Raw genomic sequence first — 18,297 nt, 5'->3', positions numbered from 1 at the left:
GAGTTTGATTGTTTCTTGAGATGCAATTTAAATGCTGAGCAGGCTTACACCCTGACACAGTTTTCAGAACCAGGAATCCCGCTCACCGATAATTTTTTTTGCATACTCAATCCCAAAAATTTGTGTCAAAATAGCACGAGCAGCCTGCATAGCTGACATAACGGTTGCTTCGACACAGCCTGAATTGTAACCGTTGTCGATCCAGTCACCCGTCAAGTAGAGGTTATCGAAGCCAGATTCATCGGTTTTGAGCCGATATTTTGTACTTCCGGGGACAGAAAGCACGTAACGCTCTGAAGGGTCGATGTTGACTCGCCAGTATTGAGAGTAGAAACGCTTCTGTCCCGGCTGGTTTTTTAGATCGACAAGCAAATCCCAATTCAACCCTTGAGGATTTTCTGGAGTGGTAGCTTTAGGCCATAAGTTACCGATTTGGTTTTCGAGGAAGTTGATAGCCTGTTGTTCTACTTTCTCCTGTTCCCTTTTGGGGAAATCGCGATCGCTGCTGGGAGGAATTCCTGAGTCTGCTATTACGCCTGTAAAATAAGCAAGATTGTAGGGATAATGTTCGGAAGGCCAATTTTCGCGCTGGATCAAATCACTCATATCGGCATAAGTATCGAGGGGTTCTACATAAGAACCGACCACAGGACTGCCCCCCCTCCACCCCAACTGCTGTAAATTAGATTTAAGCCACAACTGACCGCCTTGAGTGGGAACTGTCTCGATCTGATTTACCATATTTGCCCATTTTTGATGAGCGGGATTTTTTTCAGCATTAATCAAGTCGCCGCAGATAAAGGGTAAAGCTCCGAGAGAAATGCCGAGAATTACCAAGTCAAAATCTTCTCCAACATTGAGAGTGACTGGGGTTTCATTATCTTGCCACGGAGTCCAAAAAGACTCCAAATTTACCTGCTGTTGTTGGAGTTCTTCACCTTCTACAATTTGCTCGTAGCGGGGTTTGCTCGGCCAGCAGAGGAGCCTCTTAACTTTAATCAGCGGATCGTATTCCCGAGCTGGTTCTTTGAGATTCACCTGGCGTCCCAAAGAAATGCTAGCGATCGACTGCTGCGAATCGTCAAGGTGCAACTGTTTCACGCGGTGGAAAAACTCAAACTTGACACCCCGACGTTTCAGCACTTTATAAAGCGGGGCGAAAATCGTATCTCCCATACCAGCTTGCATTTTCCACATAATCGCCCCGCTGTACTGGAAAATTACGGTTGTTAAGATGCGGATTGCTGTTCCTGCTGCTAGTCTGGGCTGATGAACGTTCCCCCCAGGAAAGGCATAAACAAGGTCATACAAAACGCGGATAAATGCTGAATTGATGCTGGTTTCCCCGGCCCCGTGTTTTTTCAGCCACTCTCTATAATCATACTCGTCTAAGGATTCTAAAGAACCAGAATAAATCACTTCATCTACAAATAATCCCCGAATATTGGCAAATGCTAAATCTAACAAAACTAAAATCCGAAATGTATCGTCATCTTGCTCAATTTCTGACTCGATAGAGCTTCTCAACCGCTGCATAAATTGCTCTAAAAGCTTAAGAATAATTCTGTGGTGTTCGGGGCGATGAGTGCGGGTATCGTCCGGCATGGATTTGGCTAACTTGTAGGCCAGACCTAGAAATGTTCCTTCTGATGTTAAATCAATAGTGTCTAAGGTAGTTCCTATCTGTTTCATAGTATTTTCCAACCACTGACACCAGCGGGCTGGTTCTTTGAGAAGTAACTGCACCAGTTGGTCGGGAAGGTGAAGCGGTGCGATTTCTGAGGTGAGTTTAAGAGTTTCCCCGCCAATATCTATCTGTTTGGCAAGAAGTTCTAACCAGTTCGGGATTTGCTGATTGCTGGATAATCTGTTAACTGAACACTGAGATTTTAAAGATTTTGAACCTTCAAATCCATCGTGCATCAATTTGAGCAAGGAGCAGATATGCTCCCACATCGAGAAATAGCCCCCTCCTTCCCAAGGAAGCAATTTATTTGGGGGAAAGTTGAAAGGCCACTGAACCCAGCGACCATTGATATATTCTTCGAGAACTATGAGACTGTGAGGTTTGAAGGCATCTTTTATACTCAAAAACGGACCATCTTCTCCTAATTCGTCGTAGCACTGTTTCATCAATCGAAAAGCATTTTCGTAGAATCCAAAGAAAATGTGCAATCCATGTTCTTCTATTCGGTAGGTTGGTTCGTGGTAAGGCGGGTTAGACTCCACGCTGCGTCCTGATGCGCCTTTACCTCCCAGACGCCAGCCCTGTTGGTACACAGTAATATCGTAGAGAGCGTTCCATCCCGGCTGGCTGGTGAGTTCAAATGCAGCAGTTATGGAGGCGATTCCTCCTCCCAAAATGGCAATTTTTTTGAGTTTCGATGTTTCAGGCATTTATCGATTGAGTAGAGAATCTACTTTCAAAAGTATATTTTTAACTGCGCTTCATCCCGGGCTTTTTAGCCGGCTTTTTCATGGATTCGCGCTATAATTTGACTGAGATGAAAGCTAATTTAAGAAGGCGCTTTCCAAACTGTAGTACCATTTTCGACGGTGAAGTTGAAGTTGATCCAGAAAGACAGCTTGACGGGCAATCGAACTGATTCTCCTGGTTTGGTACCACGTGGGCGTAACCCCAAATCGTTAACTATGGGGTGGCTGGCATAATCGTACAGTGTGACCTCAAACTGATCGCCTAAAGAACCGAAGCCCAGGATGCGTCCGCTGTGATATTTGTACATTTTCATCAAATTTTCGACGATCGCTTGATAGCAAGCTCGGCTACCATCTTCTGCATCGCGGAATTGTTTGAGAAATACGACTGGAACTGCTGTATGAGTTAGGTAGTCAAAAATATTGAGTGGCAAACTAAAACCAGGAATCTCGATCCTACCATTGTTGTCAAAAAGTAGCTCTAAAATTTCATTGACTAATTCTTGTGGGGTATCCCAAGTCTTGTTAGGTTTAAAAGATACCTCCTTACCAACTCTGCAAACTTCTATCAACCTTTCATCTTGGGCTTGAATGTCCGGTCTAAAATGTTTCCATAAAAGCGTCTCTAAAGTGAATAAATCAGGTGGCTGCGGGGGTTTGGGAATTTGAAAAGAACCCAGTTGTTTTGAAATACCGTAAACCTCGCGCCCTGAAATTAAAACTGGTGAGTTATTGACAAAAACGTAAGGCATGAACCAAGCTAGCCGCTCCACTACAAATGCAGGTCCTACTTGTTTTCCGACCATCGTCAATATCCAAAAAACTACCTCTTCTTCAAGAACATATCCCTTTTCGCTGTCTGGTTTGTTTGTGGAACTGAGCGAATCCATCGTTCCGAAAGTAAGGACAACATAGTGCATGGCAGGGCGATACTCAACTTCTCCTTTGGCTGGCTGGTTGAGATATGTGTCGCATACTGCTTGTAGCTTATGCAGAGAACCTTCTAAGATAAATCCATAGAGGTTTGTACCTTTGATGTCGTAGGGTTGAAGAAAACACTGCTCGCCAGCTCGTTCAATGTATTGTGGCGGTTTTAAATGGTGACTGCCGCCCGATAAAAATGTCTCGCCAAATTTATGTGCTTCTTGTTCTATGCTTTCGCCTCTAGCAGCAAGATCTAGGAGTAGTTGCTCTGGCGAGCCAGGCGGTTTTGCGAGGATGTCTGCTAATTTTTGCGGGTTATTGAGCAGTTCCGCGATCGCGCTGCTTGCTCCTAGTGCTGTACGAAAGCCTGTTTGCAGAAGTTGAGCGGCGCTGTTAACATTCATTGCTTCATAACCTCATCATGAGTTAGCTTGCAAACTTTTTATATTTCAGTCATATCACAAATACCGATCGGATCGAGCTTTCTTAACGCCTAACGCCTATTTTCTCAATCACAAACTCTCTATCGAGCGATCAAGAAAGCAAACTGAGCTCGCGACCCACCTATATTTCATGCGACCGTTGGCGTGCGACCTGTGGTTTATACCCGACCCGACAGCGAAGTCGGTCAAACTTACTGCATTACTACTGCACTGGTAGGTGGGGATGGAGCGATCGCGGCGGTTGGGGGCGATCGTCAGAAACTAGCAGACCGTTGCCAACTCGGTAATGAGCGTTTTCCAGTGTTAGAAAGCATGGAAAGTGAAGAGATCGCTCCTGTGACTTGTTCTGGCCGGCACCTCTTTCGTAGTGCTGCAACTGTTCGAGGTTGCGGTGGCGGCTGATTTCTTGAATAATCCGCAGCGGGATACCCGCGTTGCTCCTCTGGGTGAGGGCCGTTCTCAACCAAGCTGTGGGTGGATGCTCCCTCGATGCCGGCTCGCTCGAACGCTTCTCTCAAAATCCGATCGGCTGAATCTGATTGCAAATGCTTCCAATGGTGGCAGCGGTGGCGGCCGGGGAACAAGTAAGTCTGACCCGCGTGGGGTTTCCAAGATGTCAAGAGCGATCGCAAATCCTCGATCACCGGAATCGTTCTGGTTTGCAGCTTGCCCTTGGTATTGGCTTTGCGGAAGTTAATCGTAGAGCGGACGGTGCCAGAGTTCGTGTAGATATCTTTAACCATCAGGGAACAAGCTTCGGCAATCCGACAGGCGGTGTAGAGACAAACTCCGAAGAGGGTGCGATCGCGAGCGGTTTGCAAACCTTTGTTGAACAAAAGCTCGATTTCCTGTTGCGTGAGTATCTTGGCCTGGCCGTGCCGTTCTATCTTCATCTTGGTAAACTCGACCCGATACCACAGAGTTTGCCGCAAATACTGCATTGCTGGATCGATCGGGGGGATTTCTTAACGTGGTAGTCCAGGTCTGGATGGCGGGCGTAGAATACACATACAGCTATCACGGCCGCGCTGGATGCGACCGACGGTAATGTGCGGAAAGTTCAGAAACTCAGCAGACACAAAAATTTAAATACCTTGATGGTGTATGCGATAATCGCGGCCCCGACCAAAGAGACATTACCGATTTACTTGATGGGATGAAAGGAGCGATCGGCGGGAAGCGGATGATTCGACGTGAAGGAGCGAGCGAAATCATAGATTTCTTCGATGCTCAATATGAAGGAACGTTGGATGCGTAATAATTAATTACTCCCCATGAATAAACTCAGCATTGACTCTGATCATAAAATATGCAATTGCAACAGCGACTGACTGAGATCGACCTTGATGCCTATTTTCAACGAATTGGCTATAGCGGTGACTGCTCGCCCAGGCTGACAACGTTACAGGAAATTCATCAACGACATTCCCAAACGATCGCCTTTGAAAACCTCAATTCGCTCCTGAAACAACCGGTTTTGCTGGATTTAGCATCCTTGCAACAAAAACTCATCAACCAGGGACGGGGCGGCTATTGTTTCGAGCAAAACTCACTGTTGCGGGATGTTTTGCTTGCTCTTGGCTTTCAGGTAACGAATCTAGCAGCTCGCGTGCTGTGGAATTTGCCATCCGGGACGATCGCACCTCGCAGCCATATGGTGCTGTTAGTCAATATTGATGGAGAGCCGTACATTGCAGATGCGGGATTCGGAGGATTAACGCTTACCGCGCCGCTTGCTTTGACACCGGATATTGAACAACCTACATCCCACGAACCATTTCGATTGATTGCAACGGATCGCAGCTACATTATGCAAGCATATATCAAGCAGGAGTGGAAATCCCTTTACAGATTCGACCTTCAGGAGCAAGAATTACCCGATTATGAGGTGAGTAATTGGTACGTTTCAACTCATCCCAACTCGATTTTTGTTACTAACTTGATTGTGGCAAAACCGGGGTCAAATTGTCGTTATGCCTTGTGGAACAATCAGTTTACGGTGCATTATTTGGACGGTCGAACAGAACATCGCGTCCTTTCAACGGTTGCAGAGTTACGCGCTACCCTTGAGAATGTTTTTTGTCTCAACTTGGGAGCGATCGCTGAGATAGTTCAGATGTTACAACAATTAATTGAGCGATCGCGTGCGATGACCTAACGGTGAAAGCGGGCAACTCTCGATTTATGGCAAGGCCTGACAAGGACTTTTCGATAGATTTTCTTGCGGAAAGTATTAAATCCGACATTCCGCACGCCTTTAGACGAAAGCCTCTCGCTCAGGACAAGAAGCGACCGTAGTTGTACACTTCTTCTTCGCCCAAACGGTCAATAATCGCCCAATGTACTGTGTTGAGTTCAGGAATTTGTAACATAAATATCCAGTTAGCTTCTATGCTTTCCCCTTTTGTTGGGAGCATCGGTGTCTCTGGAGTACAGAGGATAATTTTAGTGGTGGGTTTTCGCAGATATTGGTAAGACGAGGGTACATGATCGCCGTTAAAATAGGCGTAGGGCACACCCACAGCCGCAGCATTATCAGCGATCGTGTCTAGAACCGAGCCTTCTTGTGAGTTGTCAAGTTCAAAGCTATCGTATGCCGAAGTTAATGCTTCCTCAAAAGTTACCTGACCGCCTAAAGCTTTCTGTGCCTCAATCGATTCTGGATCTGCCTCTAGGATTAGATTGTCTAAGCCAAGGGATGAAGTCAGATTAGATAACTTCTGACTGTGCTCAGTATAAGCATAGCTAGACATCAAATTTCCCATCGCATCCAAAAGCCTTCCCTCGTCTGAAGAGTTATTCCAAACAGAGCGTTTGCTACCGAAAGAGAAGCCGCCTGACTCTGGATGCACCTCGTTAGTATAAACTCGACACTCAGCTCCTTTTTTCAAGACTGTCCCCGCGGGAAAAGAGAATTCTTGATTGCGATTGTCTGTGTGAATTTTCCAGCCTGATATATCTATATCAACCAGCCCATCGTTGACAATAGCGATATATTCGTCCGCCTCAGCGGATTTAACGCGGACGTCTGAAAAAATCCTCGAAATCCTGACGTGGGGTGTTGCCTGTGAGAGATCGAGTATTGCATACAGCCCTTCTCCATCAGGACTAGAAACGAGAATTTGATTGGCCTGCTCGTCAGGTTGGAAATCGATAATCGAACTGCCATTGCGTTGATAGAGAGATTTAACTCCAGCAAAAATCGGATGTTCGCTATTAATGGGTTGATTTCCTGAAATCCCGTTATAGCCCTCTTTAAACTGTAAACCAACTTCCCAAAGAAACCAGTTAAAGTTATACGCTTCAGCATAGTCCTCATTTTCCGTCTCGGCAGCTAAATAAACGTTCCCTCCGGCTCCAACCAAATCTCTGATTCTAGTCTCATCAATACAAATTTCATGTGTAAAAATCGCATCCACATCTTCTGGGATGTCATATCCAACCGTCCATGTGTGACCAGCTTCAGTCATTGTCTCTGCTAAAGCCGATTCAGATTCTGCTAAATCCGGGTCAGCGTAAGAATGAAACTTACCTGGACGACCGCCCGCAAACCAATTCGCAATATTTTTAGCAAAAATTGCCGCGTCAGGAGATTGTTCAAATCCGACGTTACTTAAAGTTGAAGCATCATTAGCGAGAAAGATTTTGCCTAATTTTTTGTTCATTGACTCGGTTCCTAACCTTCGGAGTAGTTGATGGACTTACTGGTGCGGGTGCAGGGAAAGATGGTTAATTGTTGCTGTGACAAAATTCTCATTTCTAAGTGGAGATTGTTAATCACAAAAGGAATGCCAACTATCGCTCGCTTTTATAGACATATCCTTAATATAAACAAAATAGTCCGATAAAAACGATCGAAAATATTGGAAGAGAACGGGACAAACCCTTTAGCAATAATCTAAACACTCCAGCCAGCAATCTTGACACTTACGATCCAGAATTAAATGCAACTGTAAATGCGACGCTCGACAGGATTAAATACAACGCTCGCCAGGATTAAGTGCAACGCCGCTTGCAATCATCGGTTTGAGCCAGGAGAACCGTGCAACTATCAATAGAACTTCCACTTAGCAGCGGTTTCGCGCCCGATCGGGGGTGCTGGCAAAAATTTCAGTGCTTGGCGTAAATTTATGCACGATTGCTGCTCAAACCCCCTAAAGCTAAAAAAGCAGCAGCCAGGGCTTTGGATACCTTGCGATTAATTTTCATGGGGTTTCGTCCTGGTTTGGGATTGCAGTCAAACAAGCCGTAGATGCAGCGGAATCAAGAGGGAGTTGCGATCTCGCGTTACAGGTGACGCGGTGGTTTATATTCGGAAATAACTGTTGGAGCGTTCGAGTTTTGTCTGGGCTTGAGTAGATGAGTTCCATAACTCCCATCGAGCCATCCTACAGCGCATCGCATAAAAATCCACCTCTGCCTTGATTCCCTGCTGCCAATCCCTGATGGTAAATTGACGATGCTATAGCAACCGAGCTTCATCAGAATAATCACAAATCCTGGGAGTTCGGGATTTTTCTGTTGCCAATGCCGTTGGTAGCGAAGTGAACGATTTTATAATTGCCTAAACGACCATTTTTCTACTGCGATGCGTTGCTTTTCAAGCCGTTTATAAGGAGTTTATTGGCTTCTGATGCTTTGATATAGCAATCTTAAATGGTAATTGCTCAACCCCCTTGACAAGAAGACGAGATAGACATTAGATAAAGGAATGGAAAAACTACCCAGCTTAAAGCAACTATTGAACGAGGCAAAAGAAGCCTTGATAGTAGAGCTATGGCAAGAAATCCAAAAACTCAGCGCAACATTAGCCACCTACGAACCTTGCGCCAGAGCCATCTCCCAAAAAAACTCTTCAAAATTCCGAAGTATTGATAGAGAAGGAATATCTATTGCGCTCGCAAGCTATATTACTATTAGCCACATCTACGATTGCACAGCTATCAATCAGAGCATATTTACTTATGCAATTGTAACTATCCGTACAAATGCGATCGCTCCTTTGCGTCAATCAATACTATGATAAAAAGTTGTAGTTAGTAGAGAATCAGTAAAATATATAAAAAATTCTCCCAGCTATCAGTAGGTTCTGTCGCTGGGAGAAATCGCTGGAAAGTCGGTTTATTCAACTAACGCAGGTATCTCGATTAATTCGATTTCAAACCTTCGCTGCATTCGCCGTTATTCTTTAGGCACAGTAGGCTTTGGTTGCATGTCAAAAATAATCACAAATGTGCGCGTTTTCACTAATCGCTGCAAAACCCGTAGATGATCATCTGCATCGTTTCTCTTACGAAATCGTGCCACAATAACACGCTGACAATTAGGAAGCAGGCTAATGATACACCACGGGTGCAATTTTTCAGAGTAGGTCATTTTAGTACCTCAGCAGTAAAAGTAACAGATTGTGCTCTTGTTTGATTGCTTGCCAAGACAGTAATTGAATAATCTTGTCAAAGACAGGTCACGGTGACATTGATATTTGACGAGGTTTGTGCTATAACCAGCTCAAATTATCTTTTGATGCTGAAAAAGCTTGATGTATAGCAGCCACCAAAACTGTTAAAACAAGTCAGCAGTATATGATTGCGATAACGTATACAGTCGTTGCCCTAAACAGTCTTTCCGTTATACGCGCTACTATTAATCCAGGCTATTATCTTCGCAAGGCGGACACAGGAAAGCCACCAATGCCTCTGGAATTTCCTCAAAGTGTTCCAGCAGAAAATCCATTAAAGCCAAATGACGCAAATCGACAGCAGTAGGAAATCTGCGATTTTTCCCCTTTCTAAACCAACCCCGCACTGTAGAATCAGAACGAGAACAAATAAAAGCAATTTCCTCATAACTCACTCCCCACTTTTCATAAAACTGCCTCGGTGTCATTCCGAATTGGCATTGACTGTAAACTGCAATCAAATTGCGTTCTCTATCTGTCAAAGTCTGCTGCTTTTTTATCATCCTCAAACTTCTCCAAATCTTCCTCCCAGGCAGTATCAAACTGACACCACGTTGCACTTTTGGAATCAGGAGTAAGGCAAATTATGTAGCACCACATCCAACAGCATTGACACTGTTCGTAATTGTAAAATTTGCCGATAACCATTTCTCTGTCAGCTTCTTCGCTAACACCCTTCCAGCGCACCATCTCGCCGCACTTAAAGCGCGGGAGATGAATTTTGGCAAAGTTTACAGGAAATTCAATTGCAGGCGGCATATCATTCAAATGTTTTAGTGGCAGGCACGAAATCAAATCTCGCTTTCCTTTTGAGATTGACATGAGTTCTCAACTGTGCATCGACTGCAACAGATTTGTTTTGATAGGTTTTTAGGCCAATTTCTTGATAAAGAAATTGCAGCGCGATATTTCCTTAAATCAATCAATTGGAATCTATATTTGACGAACTATTCTCAAAGCCCAACTCTGGCTAGGCTATCAGTTTTTTGAGATACCGCCCAATCGCGTTGATGTCAAGTCCCGTTGCAGCCGACTTGTATAGTAAAGGTGTAGTTGCTTTCGTCAGCGAGGTGCGATGATGGACAAACGTCTCCAAATCGAACCACACCGGGAAGTAGAAGGGTTATTGGAGAATATTGATGACTTGTTCTTCAGGCTCTAACTGGCCGCAAAAAAGGTTGCAGGTAGAATCAAACAATAGTATAATTAGATTAGTGAATAATAATTTTATTGGTAGCGCGGTGTTATGAACGCCCAAAAACCTGTTACCTTCAGAGACCTCATCGACGCGATCGCCACATTGCCGATTATCAACTTTCCCGAGAATTCGAGTCAGTTGAATAGCAATAAGCGGGAAGTAAGTTGCAACAAGCGCCTCCGATTGCCCAGAAAGCGATTGAGCCGGATTTGGTTGGCCATCAAAGAATAGAAGCCAGTTAGCCTACTTGACGTAATATTCCTTTCGTCCAATAATGAAGGAATTTACGCTAAGAGGGCTGCGCCGTGAAGGTTCAAGGCAACGGGCGCGCTAAGATTTTGACGCCCGCAGAAATTGACCGACTGTTTGACCGGGGTTTTATTACAGCAAGGGACAGGCTTTTGTTTGCTGTAACTTTTTACTGCGCCTGCCGCATTTCAGAGGCGTTAGCTTTAACAACTCACGACATTGTTGGGGGGTCAGTTACGTTGCGAAAAGCGACGACAAAGGGTTCGTCAGCAACGCGAACGCTGCCGCTCCATCCTATGCTGGCTAAGTATTTAAAGGCTTACAATCCAGATGTGGGTTTTTTGTTTCCGGGGCGAGACAATACGAAGCCTTTGACTCGCGCCGCATCGGATGTGATTTTTAAAGAAGCTTGCAAGCGGGTAAGAATTAAGGGGGCTTCAACACATTCGATGCGGCGGACGGCGCTGACTAATTTGAGCAATGCGGGGGTGCCGCTGCGGGTGATTATGGAGATTTCGGGACACAAAAATTTGTCGAGTCTCCAGCGCTATTTGGAGGTACAGCCGGAACAGCTTGTCAAGGCGATTGGGCTCTTGAAGTAAGGCGACAGAGCTCAATATTTTCCTGTGCTTTAATATTATGGCAGTTTATAGATATTCCGAAACCGACAGCATTCAGCATCAAACAGCAGCTTAACCGTTCCCGTTCCGCTATTCCGTCCTTTCAATCCAATAATTTCAGCCATTCCCCGATCGGGAGAATCAGGATTGTAATAATCGTCCCTGTAAACTCCAAGCACAACATCCGCATCCTGTTCAATTCCACCAGAGCCACGCAAATCCGATAAACTTGGACGCTTGTTCGTGCGAGTCTCTACCCCCCGATTGAGCTGAGAAAGCAGCACAACCGGCGCGTCAACCTCGCGAGCCAAAATCTTCATCTGCCGCGTAATTTCGCTAATTTTATTGACAACATTTTCATCCGCCGAATTCACCATTAATTGCAAGTAATCAACAATTACCAAACCCAAGGGGCCGCGCTCACAAACAAACTCCCTAACTCTGGAACGAATCTCCAAGGGAGACGGTTCCAAACTTTCGTCTATCCAAAAATCAGCATCGCTAACTTTCCCCAAAGCCGAAGCTAGGACTTCGTACTTACCAGCTAGGTTAACTTGCCTGATATCTTTCACCGACACCCCACTCTCAAGTGCCATTAACCGCGCTGCCAAGTCCCGACCTGGCATTTCCATCGAAAACATCAAAACTCGACCGTTCGTGGGAAGGCAAGCAATGTTGTAGCCAAGGGCACAAGCCAAAGCTGTTTTGCCGCTGCCGGGACGACCTCCTATAACAATCAATTCACCTCGGTAAAATCCGCCTCCCAATAGGTCGTCGAGGTCGTAAAACCCTGTGCTGATTCCAGGAAAGTAGTTAGCAGTCTCCAAGCGCTCTTCCTCAATTTCATCTAGATATCGCCAAAGCTCTCCGCAGTATTCGGAGAGAGGTCGAATAGCTTTTTGTCGCTCTTCTCTGTACTTATTGAGGGCAAAAATCTTTTCCTCGGCTTTATTTAGTATCGCATCCAATTCGGTGAAAGTCTCGTAGCCAAGCTGCACGATGTCATTGCCAACTTTGATGAGTTCGCGCCGGACAAACTTGTCCATGACTAGCAAGGCATACTGGTCGATATTGACGGCTGAAACAGTTCGGTCTACCAGCATTACCAGTTTGATTTGACCTCCTACTACTTCCAGCAGGTTGTGGTTGTCGAGGAAGGTGGTGATGTTCATCAAATCTGTGGGCTGTTCTAGAGAATGCAGCACCAAAGCGGCCCGATAAATATGTTGGTGGACTGTAATTGCCAATGCTTCGGGACGCAGAATATTTGCGATTCTTTTAATGGCTATTGGATCGATCAAAATTCCGCCTAAAATTGCTTCCTCTGCATCAATATTGCTCGGAATAATTTTGTCAACAAAACTGACTGCCATGTCGGGTATTCTCCTTTAATATTGTTGCTAATTCAACTGTGCGAAAAGTTGTCTAAAAGATTAAAAGCTGTCTAAATGGGTTGGATGATCACTGTTTTCACAGAAGAGCTAAATAGCTAAGTAGTAGACAATTTGTTCACAATTTGTTTTGCTTGCTGAGGAAATCGCTGTATCCACTGCAAGTAAATTTGCTGCTGAATACCTAGCGCTGCGAAAGCTTCTTCGCCTAGTTCCTGGAACTGTTCGGATAACTTTCGGTGAGTTGTTAATGGCATATACTGAGGGTCAATATAATCCTCAGTTATTCTTGTTGTCTGTGCAGAAGGAGAATTTTTTGGAGTTGGAGAAGAACCTGCTGAAGCTGGAGACGAAACAACATTTGTTGGGTTCGAGTTTGGAAAACCATTAGTTTTTACCCACCAACGACCGCGCAAACAGTCAACAATCCATCCTGAAGGGTTAGATATTTGCTTTGTTTGGCTTCTGATTTGCAGCAGGTTTATGGCTGCTTGAATTTCTTCTAAGTTGTACTGGAGGACGCAAACTCTCAATTCGGGATTCATCCCTCCTGTGGCTTGCATAACTATCTCGACAATCTGAGTCGCATCGGGGTTTGTAATTGCAATCGCTTCAGAGTTAGCAATCGCAACTACTTCGGCAATTTTAGTCGTTTCGGAATTGACAATTGCAACCGCTTGGATAATTTCAGTTACATCAGGATTGGAAATTGCAACCGCTTCGGAATTGGCAATTGCAACCACTTTGACAATTTCAGTTGCTTCGGAGTTAGCAATCGCAACCGCTTCGGCAATTTCAGTTACATCAGGGTTGGCAATTGCAATCGCTTCATAATTGGCAATTGCAACCACTTCGGCAATTTCAGTTGCTTTGGAATTGGCAATTACAACTGTTTCGACAATTTTAGCGACTTGAGGATTAACGAACGAAGATGTTTCGAGATTTAACCGGACAGCTTTGTTGGTTATTGTTGGTTCGGCGCCAGAGATTCTTTGATGGTCGAGGCTGTCAAGTTTTGTGGGTAGTTTTTGCGGGGGTTCAGAGGTTAAACCTGTTTGTTCTGAACTGCAAGGTATTGTCGCATCATCGATCGCTTGAATTGTATCTGAATTAGTATTCAGATATTCAGCCGTCTGGTCGGAATATTTATTCTCAATTAGGGTTTTTAGTTTTTGTTGTGAATTTTTATTTGACTGACTGTCTTTGGTCTGGATTTGAGTAGCAGGTTTTGGTTCTACATTTTTTGGTTTTACATTTGTCTTGGCTAAATTTTCTCTTTCTTCAAAAAAACTTAAAAAAACAGCAGCAACATTTTCAGTGCTTTGCTGTTCTTTTTTATCCTCTGTAAAGAGTACGGCACCATCAGGGTTTGAACCCTCTATTTGCTCAATTTTTGACTGTTGACGTTGATTTTTTGATGGGTTGCTCAGTTTTTGGAATTTTGAGTGGGTATGAGTGAAGGGGCGAACGTCGCCCAGGTGCTGCACTGCTATGCGAAAAATGCCGCGTCCGTAGTTTTTCAGGATTTTGACCAAACCGAGTTTTTCGAGCTGTCTGAGGGCTGTCCGCCTGGTGTTGGGGCTGTAGGGCTTGCCATTGCGGACTCTTGTGGCTCGTTTTTCGCCCAAGGGGATGCAATTGATGTCGATTTCCTCTGGTTTGCCGCCGATGCAGGTTCTGTACAGGTAGAGGGCGAGTTTGATGGCGCTGGGGGTAGCGCCTTCGAGTACGTCGGCCAGGGCTTCGTAAATTGAGGCATATCTGGTGAGTGGTGGTTTGTGCCAGGTAGTTGTATCTGCAACCATTTTTTGTTCGCGGTAAAAATGAGCGTGTCACTTTTAGCGGCTGTGGTAGCTACTAGAAGCGTGCGAGAGGGGTTGTTATGGATTTGGTCGGATTTGGTCGCGGGGTATCCGCTCGTGCTTGCAGCAGGAAGGCGAGATGCGCTCCATCGCGCTGCATTGGCGATCGATCGTCGAGCCCGTGCGATTATTTTTTCCATCCTGCCAGGTCGATCGTCGCGGGATGTGGTGGCGGATCAGTCTTGTCAGACTTATAAGAGTTGTAATCAAAAGCTGAAACTTATATATAGCAAGAGTTTCAAAAAATCATAATCCTGGGATGTGGATAAGATTATCCTGGGATGTGGATAAAATTGTCCTGGGATGTGGATGTTTTTGTAATCAAGCTTAAACCCATATACTGTAAGGGTTTGAGGTCAATTTTTTAAGTTTTTTTTTTATGATTACACGGCTGCTGTCAGCTTGATTACGGCAACTAGCCCTTTAGGCTCGCTGGATCTCGTTAATTCTGAAAATAGGAGTATTTGAATGCGTTCACCTGCATAGCTATCCGCGAGATACCGGACAAAACTGGACAACCAGCTCAAACCAGTAAAGATACAGCCCGGTAAAGTCTGGACTGAGGTTGCGTTAAGAAAGTCATGGCACCCGCAAGATACGCAGCCAGCCCCAGGCTCTGTCGCTGCGATCGCTCAAATTGAATAACAACTTGAATAACCAATCTTTTATTGATCGGGCGTAAAAAATTTTTGCTTGCTGTTGATTAGTAAGGCTTTTGCTGGGTAACATCAAAATTCTCTAACGTGCCTAAAATCGACACAGCGCAAGGTCAAAGTTTTTTATCTGCTTGAGGTCACGATCGTAGGATAAAAAACACTAACCCAATCTATGAGCAGCTTTGGGTAATACAATTTCTCTAAAATGCTGCTACAATGCGGGTCGAGTACCCAATACAATTAGATTCGAGCGGTACAAACTACTGTTGCATTATTTTGGAGAAATGGTATAAGTTTTCCGAAGCAGCGACCAGTGAGGCGACGAGTCAGTTTGGTACGAGTACCGCGCCCCAAAACTGAATTCAACAGCCGACAAGTTTCAAACCCCCATCGATCTAAAATCTCCAATCTCAAATGCGATCGACTTCACTCAGCGATATCCAATAGAGCGAGCAATTTAGTCTCTATTTCCGGGCTGAGAGTCCGCTGACCACGCTCTATCTGAGCAATCAGCGACTGTGAAACCCCCAACCAACCAGCTAATTTTCTCTGAGTCCACCCCTTACCTTCACGGGCTTTTCGCACGGAAGCACCTGCTATCGAGAGTGGTTTTGCCGAAGCGCGCTTTAATTGTTTGGGTTGGGTCTTCTTTGAGATTAAAAGTGGGATGGGTTCTGGCTGAAGGATGGTAATTTTGGCCGCCAGCCAGCATTCCAGGTAGCCTTTTGGGTTTCTTTCCTTGTTCTCAGGCTGAAGTTTATCTGGATAAGTTTCCGGGTCAAATTCTATTTGCCACTCCAGATTCATTAATAGTTTTAAGGCACTATCCCAGCTCTGCTTTAATTTGTAGGCTTTGCGATTATCGCTGCGAGCTGAGTCAATTTGTGGAGATGGTAAAATCGCTTTTAGTAGCGTTAAAACTCGGTATTCACCACTGGCGTGAAATCGGCTTTCTATGGTGACATGAATTGCTAGTCTTAAGGCAAATTCGTTATGGTACGGATCGATTCTCAGCACTTGCTGGGAAAGATAGCCAAACTGATATAACGCTTCTCTCGACTTGGCTCCAGCTCGGTTCAAAAAATCCTGAGTCCACAATCCGGGTTGGACTGTGATGTAGATTTCATGGGGGTTGTCTATCTTACCTTCAAAATTTAACTGACCTTGGGGTTTGATGTAGACATTCCACATTCTCCCTACAGGAGCACTAGCTATAATTTGCCCTTTCTTGTTCATTCCCTCAATCCAAACAGCTTTGACCAACAAACAATCAAGGGCAAATGCTGTATTAGCAATCTCTAGCAGTTTTTCTATTTGAGTTTTTTTGTGATTTTTATCCCATCCCATTTCCTTAACAATATCGCTGGCTTTTAGTGTAAAGCTGCTGTGCCAAGGAGTCTCTTATTTCATGGTGTGAGCTGCAAAAATAATGTGCAATTTTGCGCTGGTAAACCCAAACTTATCAATGATTTGCTGGGCTTCGTTTCAAGGCAGCAGGGTAATGTCACCTGGGCTGGAAATGTAATGCTCGATATAATTGTTTGAGTTACCCTTTGCTTCATGTTGAAAAACAGCAATACTGCTGGCAGCTTCATACCACAAATCAGGTCGGATCTGCGCGCGGAGACTGGAAGCCATCAGAGCTGCTGTTGGAACAGCTTCTACAGATTTATTCTTGAATAATGGGGGTTCGGTTACTGGAATTGGAAGGGGTGCAAGTTCTAAGATTTTTGCCAACTGAGCTGCTGATAGATTTTGTATATTTATTTGTTGTAGTAATTCATCGGCAGCATGATATCCACACGCACTAATTATCTGAGATTCTGTCCGGGATTCGGATTTGGGTAAGGATGCGTCAGGGTGAAAAGCGATCGTTCCAGGCAGAATATCCGATAGGTTTTCTCCTCGCTCGCAGATATCTAATTGATTCAGTATCCACTCTGCATTCTTTTCCAGAAAATCAGATATAAAGTATTTCTCGAATGTTTTTTCAATAGTTCCTAATAATTGTGGGGTGATTTTTAAATCGCGATACGGTAAGTGTTTTATTCCACTGTTTTGAGATATAATTATTTTCAAAGCGTGATGCAATCGGGTAGCAATATTCACTAATATTGAAGATAGGAGTTTACCTTCTCTACCTAGTTTGAGAGCGTATTGTTGGATGCGATCGCGGTCTCTCATAAGGACAATGTGTTTTCAGGTTGCCACATATATCGAATCAAGCAAGATTTAACCCGCCGACTATTAATGGTAAACTCCTCAAGGCGATCGGTGCTTGCTACAACCAACAAAAAGCTGTTTTGCGATCGAAATTACCGTCAGACAGAACAACTTATCAAAAAATTCACAAACTGACTCACAAGCTTGCATTGCCTCATGGATAACTACCTCCACAATGCAATTCGTTTATTATAGATTGTCTGGCAGCTAATCAGATCGAAGGCGATCGATAAAAACGATGGGTAGAAACAGTCGATCGATTTCAGCAGACAGCCCGATCGAAACTTTGTTGTTATACCAAATTCATAAAATATCGCTAAATATCTACCCCCTCAACTCCCCCGTTCGAGGGGAGGAGTTAGAACTGCCTCTGTAGCAGAAATTTATGAAATTGGTATTATTCCCCACCATTTTGTTTCAAAACCGCCTCAATTTCCGCCAGCTTTTGGCGCAAAACCTCCTGCAACTCCACCAGTTGTTCAACCTCAGCTTGCTCCAACACTTGCGGTGACAGCTTTTTCAAATTCCCGGCTGCCAACTTAACCTGCTTGAATTGGCGGGCTGCCCCTGGGAAATCATCCAGATTAGAATTGATAATTTCTTGCACCAATTTACGAGTTTGAGTCACCGACAATTTCTCGGCAATAACTTGATTAGTTGTTTTAACTCTAATCGGCAGCGCTTCTTCCTCTGGCAAGACTAAATTTTTAGCAGAGAGTTTAGAAAGAGCCATTGCATGAACCCCTTTAAGTCCTAATTGCCTGATAAGCTGAGACGCAGCTAGATTGTATAATATAAAAAAATAAGCAATCATTAGTTATAGTGTATGCCAGCCAA

The 18,297-nt window shown here is 44.5% G+C and carries 17 protein-coding genes; 6 read left to right on the top strand and 11 right to left on the bottom strand.

Annotated features, from left to right (window positions below; genetic code table 11):
- Positions 1 to 63: 63 nt before the first annotated feature.
- The 3 genes from QT998_RS25875 to QT998_RS25865 form a co-directional block, all read right to left on the bottom strand.
- Positions 64 to 2,397, bottom strand: coding sequence for an NAD(P)-binding protein (locus QT998_RS25875; protein WP_333093156.1), 2,334 nt, complete (start codon positions 2,395 to 2,397; stop codon positions 64 to 66).
- A gap of 119 nt (positions 2,398 to 2,516) precedes the next feature.
- Positions 2,517 to 3,764, bottom strand: a complete 1,248-nt coding sequence (locus QT998_RS25870; protein ID WP_333118625.1) for a hypothetical protein — start codon at positions 3,762 to 3,764, stop codon at positions 2,517 to 2,519.
- Positions 3,765 to 4,057: 293 nt separating this feature from the next.
- Complete coding sequence (locus QT998_RS25865; protein WP_333157005.1) at positions 4,058 to 4,696, bottom strand: tyrosine-type recombinase/integrase; 639 nt, start codon at positions 4,694 to 4,696, stop codon at positions 4,058 to 4,060.
- A 416-nt stretch (positions 4,697 to 5,112) separates the two neighbouring features.
- Here QT998_RS25865 and QT998_RS25860 point away from each other — a divergent pair, with 416 nt between their 5' ends.
- The gene (locus QT998_RS25860; RefSeq protein ID WP_333093159.1) at positions 5,113 to 5,961 is read left to right on the top strand and encodes an arylamine N-acetyltransferase family protein; all 849 of its coding nucleotides are present in this window, start codon (positions 5,113 to 5,115) and stop codon (positions 5,959 to 5,961) included.
- Between the two features lie 118 nt (positions 5,962 to 6,079).
- Here the strand turns inward: QT998_RS25860 and QT998_RS25855 are convergent, their stop codons facing one another.
- Positions 6,080 to 7,468 carry a lamin tail domain-containing protein gene (locus QT998_RS25855; protein ID WP_333118626.1) on the bottom strand — a complete coding sequence of 463 codons (1,389 nt, stop codon included), beginning with the start codon at positions 7,466 to 7,468 and terminating at the stop codon, positions 6,080 to 6,082.
- A 1,046-nt stretch (positions 7,469 to 8,514) separates the two neighbouring features.
- On the opposite strand from QT998_RS25855, the gene QT998_RS25850 reads away from it, so the two are divergent.
- Positions 8,515 to 8,826: a hypothetical protein gene (locus tag QT998_RS25850; protein WP_333093161.1), complete on the top strand. Its 312-nt coding sequence runs from the start codon at positions 8,515 to 8,517 to the stop codon at positions 8,824 to 8,826.
- 620 nt (positions 8,827 to 9,446) lie between these two features.
- On the opposite strand, the gene QT998_RS25845 is transcribed toward QT998_RS25850, so the two are convergent.
- Together QT998_RS25845 and QT998_RS25840 are read right to left on the bottom strand one after the other, a co-directional pair.
- On the bottom strand, positions 9,447 to 9,764 hold the full coding sequence (locus tag QT998_RS25845) for a helix-turn-helix domain-containing protein (RefSeq protein ID WP_333218185.1): 318 nt from the start codon (positions 9,762 to 9,764) through the stop codon (positions 9,447 to 9,449).
- Entirely contained in the window at positions 9,733 to 10,083 is a 351-nt protein-coding gene (locus QT998_RS25840; RefSeq protein WP_333218183.1) for a hypothetical protein, read from the bottom strand. The genes QT998_RS25845 and QT998_RS25840 overlap by 32 nt, the downstream gene beginning before the upstream one ends.
- A gap of 424 nt (positions 10,084 to 10,507) precedes the next feature.
- Here QT998_RS25840 and QT998_RS25835 point away from each other — a divergent pair, with 424 nt between their 5' ends.
- A complete protein-coding gene (locus tag QT998_RS25835) occupies positions 10,508 to 10,690 on the top strand; it encodes a hypothetical protein (RefSeq protein ID WP_333078148.1) in 183 nt (60 codons plus the stop codon).
- A 74-nt stretch (positions 10,691 to 10,764) separates the two neighbouring features.
- Positions 10,765 to 11,310 carry a tyrosine-type recombinase/integrase gene (locus tag QT998_RS25830; protein ID WP_333118632.1) on the top strand — a complete coding sequence of 182 codons (546 nt, stop codon included), beginning with the start codon at positions 10,765 to 10,767 and terminating at the stop codon, positions 11,308 to 11,310.
- A 35-nt stretch (positions 11,311 to 11,345) separates the two neighbouring features.
- On the opposite strand, the gene dnaB is transcribed toward QT998_RS25830, so the two are convergent.
- Entirely contained in the window at positions 11,346 to 12,701 is a 1,356-nt protein-coding gene (dnaB, locus tag QT998_RS25825; RefSeq protein ID WP_333118635.1) for a replicative DNA helicase, read from the bottom strand.
- A 116-nt stretch (positions 12,702 to 12,817) separates the two neighbouring features.
- Positions 12,818 to 14,524, bottom strand: coding sequence for a hypothetical protein (locus tag QT998_RS25820; RefSeq protein WP_333118636.1), 1,707 nt, complete (start codon positions 14,522 to 14,524; stop codon positions 12,818 to 12,820).
- A gap of 24 nt (positions 14,525 to 14,548) precedes the next feature.
- Here QT998_RS25820 and QT998_RS25815 point away from each other — a divergent pair, with 24 nt between their 5' ends.
- Positions 14,549 to 14,833: a hypothetical protein gene (locus tag QT998_RS25815; RefSeq protein ID WP_333152402.1), complete on the top strand. Its 285-nt coding sequence runs from the start codon at positions 14,549 to 14,551 to the stop codon at positions 14,831 to 14,833.
- A gap of 830 nt (positions 14,834 to 15,663) precedes the next feature.
- Here QT998_RS25815 and QT998_RS25810 read toward each other — a convergent pair.
- Together QT998_RS25810 and QT998_RS25805 are read right to left on the bottom strand one after the other, a co-directional pair.
- On the bottom strand, positions 15,664 to 16,584 hold the full coding sequence (locus QT998_RS25810; RefSeq protein ID WP_333118637.1) for a helix-turn-helix domain-containing protein: 921 nt from the start codon (positions 16,582 to 16,584) through the stop codon (positions 15,664 to 15,666).
- 138 nt (positions 16,585 to 16,722) lie between these two features.
- A complete protein-coding gene (locus QT998_RS25805; protein WP_333118639.1) occupies positions 16,723 to 17,346 on the bottom strand; it encodes a hypothetical protein in 624 nt (207 codons plus the stop codon).
- 95 nt (positions 17,347 to 17,441) lie between these two features.
- Between QT998_RS25805 and QT998_RS25800 the strand changes: the two genes are divergently transcribed.
- Positions 17,442 to 17,624, top strand: coding sequence for a hypothetical protein (locus tag QT998_RS25800; protein WP_333058103.1), 183 nt, complete (start codon positions 17,442 to 17,444; stop codon positions 17,622 to 17,624).
- 233 nt (positions 17,625 to 17,857) lie between these two features.
- Here QT998_RS25800 and QT998_RS25795 read toward each other — a convergent pair whose 3' ends face one another.
- Positions 17,858 to 18,193 carry a hypothetical protein gene (locus QT998_RS25795; protein ID WP_333118642.1) on the bottom strand — a complete coding sequence of 112 codons (336 nt, stop codon included), beginning with the start codon at positions 18,191 to 18,193 and terminating at the stop codon, positions 17,858 to 17,860.
- Positions 18,194 to 18,297 lie beyond the last annotated feature (104 nt).

The sequence above is a fragment of the Microcoleus sp. S1D4 genome (assembly GCF_036700765.1).
Classification (GTDB): domain Bacteria; phylum Cyanobacteriota; class Cyanobacteriia; order Cyanobacteriales; family Microcoleaceae; genus Microcoleus.
The sequence above is the reverse complement of the archived record's forward strand: the minus strand, read 5'-3'. Positions and strand labels throughout refer to the sequence as shown.